At 71.0% G+C, this 8,969-nt stretch carries 6 protein-coding genes; 2 read left to right on the top strand and 4 right to left on the bottom strand.

Annotated elements, in window-relative coordinates; translation table 11 throughout:
* Positions 1-126 precede the first annotated feature (126 nt).
* The 4 genes from ACHFFZ_RS00240 to ACHFFZ_RS00225 all read right to left on the bottom strand — a co-directional run bounded on the left by ACHFFZ_RS00240 (position 127) and on the right by ACHFFZ_RS00225 (position 6,928).
* A complete protein-coding gene (locus tag ACHFFZ_RS00240) occupies positions 127-1,101 on the bottom strand; it encodes an SPFH domain-containing protein (protein WP_394274658.1) in 975 nt (324 codons plus the stop codon).
* 134 nt (positions 1,102-1,235) lie between these two features.
* The gene (locus ACHFFZ_RS00235) at positions 1,236-3,122 is read right to left on the bottom strand and encodes a hypothetical protein (RefSeq protein WP_394274657.1); all 1,887 of its coding nucleotides are present in this window, start codon (positions 3,120-3,122) and stop codon (positions 1,236-1,238) included.
* Between the two features lie 248 nt (positions 3,123-3,370).
* Entirely contained in the window at positions 3,371-6,244 is a 2,874-nt protein-coding gene (locus ACHFFZ_RS00230; RefSeq protein ID WP_394274656.1) for an FAD-binding and (Fe-S)-binding domain-containing protein, read from the bottom strand.
* A gap of 108 nt (positions 6,245-6,352) precedes the next feature.
* Positions 6,353-6,928: a DUF1349 domain-containing protein gene (locus ACHFFZ_RS00225; RefSeq protein ID WP_394274655.1), complete on the bottom strand. Its 576-nt coding sequence runs from the start codon at positions 6,926-6,928 to the stop codon at positions 6,353-6,355.
* A 105-nt stretch (positions 6,929-7,033) separates the two neighbouring features.
* Between ACHFFZ_RS00225 and ACHFFZ_RS00220 the strand changes: the two genes are divergently transcribed.
* Positions 7,034-8,296 (top strand): sensor histidine kinase, encoded by a 1,263-nt coding sequence (locus tag ACHFFZ_RS00220; RefSeq protein ID WP_394274654.1) that lies wholly within the window; start codon positions 7,034-7,036, stop codon positions 8,294-8,296.
* Positions 8,293-8,964: a response regulator gene (locus ACHFFZ_RS00215; protein ID WP_394274653.1), complete on the top strand. Its 672-nt coding sequence runs from the start codon at positions 8,293-8,295 to the stop codon at positions 8,962-8,964. The genes ACHFFZ_RS00220 and ACHFFZ_RS00215 overlap by 4 nt, the downstream gene beginning before the upstream one ends.
* The last annotated feature ends 5 nt before the right edge of the window (positions 8,965-8,969 follow it).

Genomic DNA, 8,969 nt, shown 5'->3' with positions numbered 1-8,969 from the left:
GTCGCGCAGGAGCATCTCCACCTGCCCGTTGACCGAGCGCATGTCCTCGGCCGCCCAGCGGGCGAGGGCGTCGTGCAGCTGCGGATTCATCCGCAGCAGCACCTGTTTGCGTTTCTCCGGCACGGGTCAGTAGAGGCTTCCGGTGTTGAGCACCGGCTGGGTGTTCTGCTCGGAGCACAGCACCACCAGCAGGTTGGTGATCATGGCGGCCTTGCGCTCGGGGTCCAGCTCGATGTCGCTCTCGGCGTCGAGCTCCCGGACGGCCGCCTTGGCCATCTCGGTGGCCCCCTGGACGATCACCTGACGGGCGCTGAGCACGGCGCTGGCCTGCTGGCGGCGCAGCATCGCCGAGGCGATTTCCTGGGCATAGGCCAGGTGGGCCAGGCGCACCTCGATGATCTCGACGCCGCTGACGGCCACCCGCTCGGCCACCTCGTGGGCCAGCTCGGCGCTGACCTCGTCGGTGGACTCACGCAGGGTGATGACGCCCCGGTGGTCGGCGCTGCCGTAGCCGACGGAGTGGTCGTCGTAGGGATGGCTCATGGCGACGTGGCGCAGCGCCGACTCGGCCTGCTTGCGCACGAAGTCGTCGTGGTCCTCGACGGCGAAGGCGGCCTTGGCGGTGTCGGCCACCTGGTAGACGACGATGGCGCCGATCTCGATCGGGTTGCCGTTGGAGTCGTTGACCTTCATCGGCTCCACCTCGAAGTTGACCGCCTTCACCGAGACCTTGCGGCCGGTGGTCAGCGGGGCGGTGAGGTTGAGCCCGGTGGTGCGCACGGTGCCCAGGTAGTGGCCGAGGAACTGCACGACGGCAGCCTCGCCGGGGTTCACGATCCGCAGGCCGGTGGACAGGACCAGGGCGGCGAGCACGAGCAACACGCCGAGGACCACCTTCCAGACGGCCCCGCCGAGGAAGCCCGTCGCGACGAGGGCGCAGCCCCCCAGGAAGCCGAGCAGGGCGAGGAGCAGGAAGAGGATGCCCGACATGCTCCACGCCTTGCGCTCGGCGATGTCGATGCGGATGCCGTCGTGGCCCACGGGCTGGGTCTGCAGCGGCTGTTCGTCGGGGGTGGGGGTGAGGTCGGGGTCGTCGTCCATGGCTGTGTCCTTCGCTGGTGCGCCGAGAAGAAGTGGATATCAAAGTGATATCACTTTTTTGGTCGGGCGGGAACCCTTCGACAAGACCAAAGGAGGGAAGCCACCACAGCCGTGGCATCCCGTGGAGGGGGGTGCTAGGGCGCGCCCGGGACGCCCGGCCCCTGGGAGCGCGTCCCCAACTTCCAGTCCAGCACCAGGGTGCCGGTGCGGCCGGTCACCTCGATCACGGTGGGGCGGCGGGCAATCCTCGTCCAGTCGCTGCGCTGGCGCGGGTAGTCGGTGTCGACCGGGGCGCCGTCGACGCAGAAGTCACCACACCACTCCAGCGAGTAGTGGTGTTCGGGAGTCTTCCAGGTGAGCGTGGAGCGGGTGTGCACCAGCGGGCAGCGCTTGAGGTAGTCGACGAAGCGGGACAGGGAGCCGAAGTCGGAGCGGTCGGCCAGCATCACGGCCCAGCCGGTCACCGCGCCACGCTGCAGCAGCTCGCTCTCATTGGGCATCTCGATGGTGTCCAGCGAGACCATCCCGAAGTAGGAGTCCTCGCGCCGTCCGGCCACCACCCGTTCGGCCACGTGCAGCTCGTCGAAGTTGGCGGCGGGGAAGAAGACGTGGCTCAGCTCGTGGCGCTGCCCCTCCAGGTAGCCGCGCCGCATCCGGGTGTCGTAGAGCGCCAGCAGCACATTGCGCATCTGGGCGACGTCGGGACGGATACCGTTGCCGACCCAGCCCGAGGGCGTCGCCGGCCGGGCCGACTCGTCGAGCAGGGTGGAGCCGGGATGGGTGGAGAAGATGTGGATCTGGCCGGGAAGTGCCGCCTGCCAGATGTTCTCCTGGTCGCCGAAGGTGCCGGGCTGGTAGTGCTGGGCGCTGCTGAGCAGGTAGTGCGGGGTGCGGTAGGTCTGCACATTGGCCCGCTGCAGCGCCGCCCCCTGCGTCACCGGGTTGAGCGAGCGCAGCAGGGCCGTCTGCACCATGCGCGAGGGTACCCTGCGGAAGGGCATCAACGGCTTGAGGATGCGGTTCTGGTCCAGGTGGAGCCGCTCAATGGCCTCCAGGGTGGGGCCGATCGCCTCGGACGTGGTGAAGGCCTCCATGCCCCAGTAGAGCGCCACCTCCTCGGCGCTGCGCTCGGTGGCGGTGCGGGGATTGTTGCGGCGCACCTCGGCGGGCACCTCCAGTAGGTCGAGCCCGTGGGAGCTGGTCACCAGGTGGTCGGCCTGGGCGAAGGCGATCTCGCGCACCACCTGCGGGATGCGGTACCGGCGCCGGGCCAGGAAGATCGACGTCGGCAGTGCGGGCTCGAAGGGCGGCGGGGTGCGACCAAAGGCGCTGTCGACGACGCACTGGATCTCGTTGCGCTCAGGGAAGGCCTTGGGCAGCGCCTCGGAGCGTCCCGAGGAGGAGACGAAGCTGCCGTCGAAGCGGTGCAGGGCCAGGTCCAGCATCAGCAGGTCGAGCACCATCGAGGCGCGCGCCACCAACTCGCCATCCTCGTGCACGTGCTCCACCAGAAGGGTCAGCGCGGAGACCTCGATGGCGTGGAAGGTGCCCGAGAGCCATTCGCTGAAGCCGTGGCGGAAGCGGTGACCGAGCCAGCGCATGATCCGCACCCGTGCACGTTGGGCCTTGTCCCGGCCCAGTCGGCCGTCATTGCGGAAGACGGTCTCGGGCCAGGTGAGGCCGGCCAGGTGTTCGGCCACCGCAAAGCAGATCTGGTGGCTCTCGCTCCAGTGGCACATCGAGTCGTCGCCCGGCTCGTCCATCCAGTAGCGGAAGCCCTGCACGGCCCGCTCCAGCCCCTCGCGCAACGGGGTGGGCAGCTCGTGCCCGCCGTCCAGCAACAGCGCCAGGACGGTGAGCAGGCGGTGGTCGGCCAGGTCGACGCGCTCCTCGATTGCGTTGACCGCGTCCTCCACCCAGCTCGCGTCCTGGCTGCCCTCGGTGATCTGACGGGCGACGGCCCGGTAGTCGCGCACCTCGGCGGGGGCGGCTGCCCCGCGTTGGGTGGGCGGCTGCGTCATGACGCTCCTCGAGGTGGACGGGGCCCTGGGCACTGTTCGGCTGGCCATACCGGGGGTGGCCGGCGACCTTGTGGTGGGTCGTTGCCGGGGTAGGGCAATTGTGCACCACGCACATGTCACCCGGCATGTCCGCGACCACTTGGCGGACCTCCCCTGAATCGTCGGATGTTCTTTCCAACAAGGACTTCAAGCCCTGAGGCACCCCCTCCTCAAGGAGGGGGTGCGTCTCGGCGGCCGGACGGTGTGTCTCAGCGGCGCACACCTGCCGCAGTCCTGCCCAGCCTTTCGGCCAGCAGCTCGAGGACGTGGCGGTACTCCTGCCCGGTCGCCCTGGACATCCCCATCTCACAGGTGCGGTTGGCACTGGCGAAGGCCTCCACCGGGCGGCCGTGGCGTCGGTGCTCGGCCTCCAGGTCGGCCACCTCGCGGGCCTCCGCCCTGGTGGCCGAGGCGGTCAGCTCCGGGTGCAGCATGCCGCGGTCGCCGGCGAAGGCGCAGCAACCGGCATCGATGGGCACCTCCACCTCGGCGAAGGCGGCCCGAGCACAGGCCACGGCGTCGTCGACGCAGCCCAGGTGCACCATCGAGCAGGTGGGGTGCAGCACCATCGTCCCCGAGGGCGTGGTCTCCAGCTGCGGCAGGCACTCGCGCGCGACGAAGGTGACAGCATCCTCCACCCGCACACTGCGCCACTGCTCGGCCTTGTCGTCACCCAGGTGCAGAGCCAGCTCGGCCAGGCCGTGCGAACAGGAGGCGGCATCGCAGACGATCGGGAGCGCTCCCTGGCCGCTGGCCTGCCAGAGCACGTCGAAGGTCCGCTCGGCCATCGCCTCGGCGCCGGCGGTGAAGCCCTTGCTCACCCACGGCGTGCCACAGCACAGGCCCTCCAGCTCGGGCACCGCCAGCTCGACGCCGGCCCGCTCGCAGATGGCCAGCAGGGCGTCGGTGACGCCCCGTCCGCAGCCCGACTCGGAGGGTCCGAAGATCTCCCCCAGGCAGGAGGCGAAGAGCACGCCCCGGGCTCCGGCCGGCCCGCTCCTGCGGCCCTGACTGATCGTGGCCGCCGGACGCGCCATGCCCGGGTGCGGCAGGTCGGGGCCGACGGCGGGCAGCAGGTCCTTGCTCACCACGGCGCGCCCCAGGCCCGTCAAGCCCTGCAGCAGCGGCGTGGGCAGGCGGTCGGCCACCTGCATGCCGGCCCGCAGGCCGGTGGTCAGCGGTCCCCACAGGCGGGCGACGGCGGCAGAGGCCTTCATCGCCGTCTCGCTGTGCCGCTCGGCCCGGAAGTGGTTCTTCATGAACACACCGGTGTCGATGTGCACCGGGCAGGCCTTGGCACACAGCGAGTCGACCGCGCAGGTGTCGACGGCCTCGTAGTCATAGGCGCGACGCAGCTCCTCGGCCTCGTCCTTCGGCCGCACCACGATCTCGCGCAGCATGACGATGCGGCGTCGGGGCGTGGTGGTGAGGTCCTTGGACGGGCAGGTGGGCTCGCAGTAGCCGCACTCGACGCAGCGGTCCACGAAGTCGTCGACCGGCGGCATCGTCTTGAGGTGGTTGAGGTGGGCCTCGGGGTCGTCGTCGAGCAGGGTGCCCGGGTTGAGCACGCCGTGCGGGTCGACCAGCCGCTTCACCTGGCGCATCACCTCGTAGAGCTCGTCGCCGAACTGGCGACGGACATAGGGCGCCATGATCCGTCCGGTGCCGTGCTCGGCCTTCAGGGTGCCGCTGCGCCCCAGAACTGCCTCCACCATCTCCTCGGTGAAGACCGCATAGGTCTCCAGCTCGCGGGCATCCGAGAGCGTCGGGTTGATCATGAAGTGGATGTTGCCGTCCTTGGCGTGGCCGAAGATCACCGCATCATGGTAGCCGTGGCGGACGAAGAGCCCCGAGAGCTCGTCGACGGTGGCGGTCAGCGAGCCCAGCGGGACGGCGACATCCTCCAGCAGGTTGGTGGTGCCCGAGGGCCGGGCCCCCGCCACCGAGGTGTAGAGCCCCTTGCGCAGGTGCCACAGGTTGGCGCGCTCGCGCGGGTCGCTGGTGAAGGTCGGCGGGCGCTTGATCGGCAGGCCGGCCATCACGTCGTTGAGCGCAGACATCGCGGAGGCCAGCTCGTCGGGATCGTCGCTGGTGGTCTCCACCAGCAGGCCGGCGTGGCGCTCGACCTGCAGCGCGGCGAGCTCCGGGGAGGCCTCGGCATAGCCCTGGACGACACGCAGCGAGGCGGCGTCCATCAGCTCCAGCGCCCGGGCGCCGCCGGCGACCAGGCTCGGCAGGGCGTCGGTGGCCACCGAGAGGTCGTCGACCACCAGCAGGGCGGTGGCGGCGTGGGCCTCGACGGGCACTGTGTTGAAGGTGGCCTCGGCGACGAATCCCAGCGTGCCCTCCGAGCCGACCACCAGGTGCTCCAGGATGCGCACTGGCTCGTCGTGGTCGACCAGGGAGTTGAGGCCGTAGCCCATGGTGTTCTTCATCGCGTACTGCTGCGCGATGGTGGCCATCGAGTCGGGATTGGAGCGCACCCGGTCGCGCAGGGCCGCCAGCCCCTCCCACAGCGCGGGCTCGTCGCGGCGCAGGCGCTGGTCGGCGTCGGGCCGGGAGGTGTCGACGATGGTGCCCGAGGCGAGCACCAGCACCATCGAGTCCAGGGTGCGGTAGGTGTTGCGCTCGGTGCCGCAGCTCATCCCCGAGGAGTTGTTGGCCACCACGCCGCCGACGGTGCAGGCGATCTCGCTGGCCGGGTCGGGGCCCAGGCGACGACCGAAGCGCGCCAGGTGGGCGTTGACATTGCGGATGGTGGCACCGGGCTGGCAGCGCACCCGCAGGCCGCCGTCGAGGACGGTGACCTCGCGGAAGTTCTGGCGCACGTCGAGCAGGATGTCGTCGCTGATCGCCTGCCCGCTCAGCGAGGTGCCGCCCGAGCGCAGCGTGACGTGGCGCCGCTGCTCGACGGCCTGGCGCATCACCGCCGCGACCTCGGCGGCATCGGCCGCGGTGACCACGGTGCGCGGGGTCAGCAGGTAGTGGGAGGCGTCGTGCGCCATCGAGATGCGGTCCACCAGGCGTTCGCTGATGCCGCGGGGGTCGACTCCGGGGACGGTCCAAGCTTCTTTGCTCACCATGACTCGACACTAGGACGCCGGACGGTTCTTGCCAAGGTCTGGTCAGTCCACATGTGTGGAGTGGCGCGCCCCGCAGGCGCCAGACGGGCCTGCGGGGAGCTGGACCGCTCAGGGGTGCAGCGAGCCGTCCTGCGGACCCGTCGCCCAGCGAGTGAAGTGCACCACCAGCCCGGCCCGGGTGGGGGCACAGACCAGCGGACCGGCAAGGACCTCGGCATCCTCGGGCAGCGGCAGCACCCGCACCAGCCGGAAGTCCTCGCCCTCGACGCGGGCACGCAGCGTGACGGCATTGCCCTCGCGCGAGGCACGGATCGTCACCGTGCGACCGACCCAGTCCGGCACCGGCGCCACCGACCAGTCGGAATGGCCACTGGTCACCACCGCACCCAGCTGCGGCACCCCGTCGGCGAACTCGACGCCGGCCTTCACCCAGTGCTCGTCGTCGATGCACAGGAAGAGGCCTGCCTGGTCGAACTGGGCCTCGAAGGCGGCCACGAAGTCCACCTCGACGGCACCCGTGGCGGGCATCGGCGCCAGCAGCGCGTGCTCGTCGGCGTGCACGAAGCCGTAGGAGGTCAGACGCCACGCGTCGGAGCCCTCGACGGCCTCCACGTGCAGGCCGTCGGCCGCCTGCTCCACCCGCACCGGCTCGTGCGTCCACTGGCCCTCGGACCAGTCGATCATCGTCATCTCCATTCCCATCACGCTAGCCAAGTGCGCGACCACAGTCCCACCCCGATGCGACCCCGGGCCGACGACGCTGGAGCCCCGCACTCCTAGGCTGGCAGGGTGAGGACCTCCCGCCCCGACGAGCTGGCGCACGCCACGTGGTCCCTGGACTGTGCCGTCGCGGGCCTGCTGGCGGTCCTCACCGTCATCCCGACGGCCATGCTCGGCCTGCCCGGCGAGCAGACCCGCAGCGAATGGCTGGCCGCCGTCGTGGTGGGACTGGCGCTGTGCTGCGTCACCGTGCTGCGGCGGCGCCGCCCGATGCTCACCTTCAGCCTCGCGCTGGCCTGCTGCCTGGCCCACCTGGCGCTGCTGCCGCTGCCCACCCCGAGCCTGCTGGCGGTGCTGCTGGTGGCCTACTCGGTGCCGCGCTGGGTGCCCGGCCCGCGCGCCCGCGTGGTGCTGCTGGCCGGAGCGCTCGGATCGGTGCTCGGACCGCTGCGCTGGAGCCGCCAGATCACCCACTACGCCCCCGACCCCGACCTGCCGGTGATGCTGGTGCTGATCACCATGGTGGGCTGCGGTGGGCTGGTGCTCACCTGCTACGTCATCGGCCGGCGCGTGCGCGAGTCGGTGGAGGCCGAGCACTCCCGCACCCTGGCCGAGGCCGAGCGTCGGGCCCTGGCCCTGGCCGAGCACCAGCAGCGCGCCCTGAGCACCGAGGCCACGGTGCGGGCCCAGATCGCCCGGGAACTGCACGACATCGTCGCCCACTCGCTGTCGGTGATGATCGTCCAGGCCGAGGGCGGCAGGGCACTTGCCGCCAAGAAGCCCGAACGGGCCCCCGAAGTGCTCGACACCATCGCCCAGACCGGCCGCGAGGCCCTCACCGAGATGCGACGCATCGTCGGCGTCCTGCGCGGAAGCCCCGACGAGGTGGCCCATCAGGAGGCAGCCCTGTATGCGCCCACCCCTGGCCTGGCGGACATCCCCGAGATGGTGCAGCGCAGCAGCAACCGGGTGCACCTGCACGTCGAGGGCACGCCGCCGCCGGTCCCCTCCACCCTGGGCCTGACCGTCTTCCGCGTCGTGCAGGAGGCACTCACCAATGTGCTCAAGCACGCCGGCGCCGAAGCCACCGCCCAGGTGACGCTCACCTACACCCCCACCCTGGTGATCGCCGAGATCAGCGACGACGGGGTGGGGGCGGCGGCCACCGCCTCACCCGACGGGCACGGCCTGCAAGGCATGCACGAGCGCGTCACGTCGATGCGCGGGCAGCTGCTGGCCCAGCCCAAACCCACCGGCGGCTTCCTGGTGCGCGCCATCGTGCCAGTGCCGCTGACCAGCCCCGACGACCCGTCCACCAAGGAGTTGCCATGACCCCCACCCCGCCCGGCCCGCTGCGCGTGCTGCTGGCCGACGACCAGGCGCTGGTGCGCTCCGGCTTCCGGATGCTGATCGAGGCCGAGGACGACATGGAGGTGGTCGCCGAGGCCGCCGACGGCTCCCAGGTGCTGCAGGTGCTCGACGCGCACACCGTCGACGTGGTGCTGATGGACATCCGGATGCCCATGATGGACGGCGTCGAGGCCACCCGTCAGCTCACCGCCCGCGGCCACGACGCGAAGGTGCTGGTGCTGACCACCTTCGACCTGGACGAGTACGTCTTCGCCGCCCTCAAGGCCGGCGCCTCCGGCTTCCTGCTCAAGGACGCCCGCCCCGACGACCTGCTCGCCGCCATCCGCACCGTGGCCGGCGGTGGCGCGGTGATGGCGCCGACGGCCACCCGCCGGCTGCTGGAACACGTGGTGCCGATGCTGCCCAGCGGCGGCAGCGGCCCCGACCCGCGGCTGGAGCAGCTCACCGACCGGGAGCGCGAGGTGCTGGTGGAGGTGGCCCACGGCGCCACCAATTCCGAGATCGCCACCGGGCTGTTCATGGCCGAGGGCACCGTCAAGACCCACATCGGACGGCTGCTGTCAAAGCTGCAGGCCCGCGACCGGGTTGGGCTGGTGCTCTTCGCGCACGAGGTGGGACTGACCCGCTGAGGGGG

Origin of the sequence: Luteococcus sp., from assembly GCF_043424415.1 — a bacterium.
Classification (GTDB): domain Bacteria; phylum Actinomycetota; class Actinomycetes; order Propionibacteriales; family Propionibacteriaceae; genus Luteococcus.
This window is presented reverse-complemented; position numbering and strand designations above follow the sequence as displayed.

Coding starts and splice junctions, on each gene's coding strand:
- ACHFFZ_RS00240 (WP_394274658.1), bottom strand. CDS start 1,101: ATGGACGACGACCCCGACCTCACCCCCACCCCCGACGAACAGCCGCTG.
- ACHFFZ_RS00215 (WP_394274653.1), top strand. CDS start 8,293: ATGACCCCCACCCCGCCCGGCCCGCTGCGCGTGCTGCTGGCCGACGAC.
- ACHFFZ_RS00230 (WP_394274656.1), bottom strand. CDS start 6,244: ATGGTGAGCAAAGAAGCTTGGACCGTCCCCGGAGTCGACCCCCGCGGC.
- ACHFFZ_RS00235 (WP_394274657.1), bottom strand. CDS start 3,122: ATGACGCAGCCGCCCACCCAACGCGGGGCAGCCGCCCCCGCCGAGGTG.
- ACHFFZ_RS00225 (WP_394274655.1), bottom strand. CDS start 6,928: ATGATCGACTGGTCCGAGGGCCAGTGGACGCACGAGCCGGTGCGGGTG.